This window comes from Defluviimonas sp. D31, from assembly GCF_033436765.1.
In the GTDB taxonomy this organism is placed as follows: Bacteria; Pseudomonadota; Alphaproteobacteria; order Rhodobacterales; family Rhodobacteraceae; genus Albidovulum.
This window is the reverse complement of sequence record NZ_JAWQFN010000061.1, coordinates 1-1,583: the sequence shown is the minus strand read 5'-3', so window position 1 is coordinate 1,583 and position 1,583 is coordinate 1. Positions and strand designations below refer to the sequence as shown.

Annotated in this window: 1 protein-coding gene; it reads right to left on the bottom strand. The window is 66.0% G+C overall.

All coding sequences use genetic code 11. The features are described 5' to 3' along the window. A partial coding sequence (locus R5H32_RS20870; protein WP_318340559.1) for a bifunctional sulfate adenylyltransferase/adenylylsulfate kinase occupies positions 1–1,583 on the bottom strand: 1,583 nt, incomplete at both ends.

The following is a 1,583-nucleotide window of genomic DNA, read 5'->3' as shown; positions in this document are numbered from 1 at the left end:
GATCAGGCCCATCTGCTCGAGCTTCAGGATGACCTGGTGCGCGCAGTTGTCGACGTCGACGTTCTCGGTCTCGACCTTGAGCTCGGGGTTCTTCGGTTCCTCGTAGGGATCCGAGATGCCGGTGAACTCCTTGATCTTGCCCTCGCGCGCGAGCTTGTAGAGCCCCTTGCGGTCGCGGCGTTCGCATTCCTCGAGGGAGGTCGCGACATGGACCTCGATGAAGGCGCCGAAGGCCTCGATCATCTCGCGCACCGCGCGCCGCGTCGCGGTGTAGGGCGCGATCGGCGCGCAGATCGCGATGCCGCCGTTCTTGGTGATCTCGCTCGCCACATAGCCGATGCGCTTGATGTTGAGGTCGCGGTGCTCCTTCGAGAAGCCGAGCTCCGACGACAGATGCTTGCGCACCACGTCGCCGTCCAGAAGCGTCGTCGGCCGCCCGCCCATCTCCATCAGCTTGACCATGAGCGCGTTGGCGATCGTCGACTTGCCGGAACCCGACAGGCCGGTGAAGAACACCGTGAAGCCCTGCCTGGCGCGCGGCGGCGAGGTGCGGCGCAGCTCCTGCACCACCTCGGGGAAGGAGAACCAGTCGGGGATCTCGAGCCCCTCGCGCAGGCGGCGGCGAAGCTCGGTGCCGGAGATGTCGAGGACGGTGGAGCCTTCGGGCACCTCGTCCACCGGGAAGTACTGCGCCTTCTCCTGCACATAGACCATCTGTTTGAAATCGAGCATCTCGATGCCGATCTCCTCCTGGTGCTTGGCGACCAGTTCCTGCGCGGCATAGGGGTCGTAGAAGTCCTTGCCCTGGCTGTTCTTGCCGGGGCCCGCATGGTCGCGCCCGACGATGAAATGGGTCAGCCCGTGGTTCTTGCGGATGATCGCGTGCCACAAGGCCTCGCGCGGGCCGCCCATGCGCATCGCGAGGTTGAGAAGGCTGAGATGCGTGGTCGCCGCCGGGTACTTGTCGAGGACCGCCTCGTAGCAGCGCACGCGGGTGAAGTGGTCGACATCGCCCGGCTTGGTCATGCCGACGACCGGGTGGATGAGAAGGTTGGCCTGCGCCTCCTTGGCGGCGCGGAAGGTCAGCTCCTGGTGCGCGCGGTGCAGAGGATTGCGGGTCTGGAACGCCACGACCTTGCGCCAGCCGAGCTTGCGGAAATAGGCGCGAAGCTCGTTCGGCGTGTCGCGGCGGGCCTTGAAATCGTAATGCACGGGCGGCTGGATGCCGGTGATCGGGCCGCCGAGATAGACCTTGCCCGCGGTGTTGTGCAGGTAGTTGACCGCCGGATGGGCAAGATCGTCGGCGCCGAAGACGCCCTCGGCCTCGCGGGCCTTGTTCGGCACCCACTTGTCGGTGACCGAAAGGATGGCGAGGATCACGCCCTCGGCGTCCCTGAGCGCGATGTCCTGGCCGGGCTCGACCTTCTCGGCGAAGGCTTCCGAGACGTCGAGCGTCACCGGCATCGGCCAGAGCGAACCGTCGGCGAGCCGCATGTCGGCGACCACGCCGTCATAGTCGGCCTCGGTCATGAAGCCCTTCAAGGGATGGAAGCCGCCGTTCATCAGAAGCTCCAGGTCGCAGA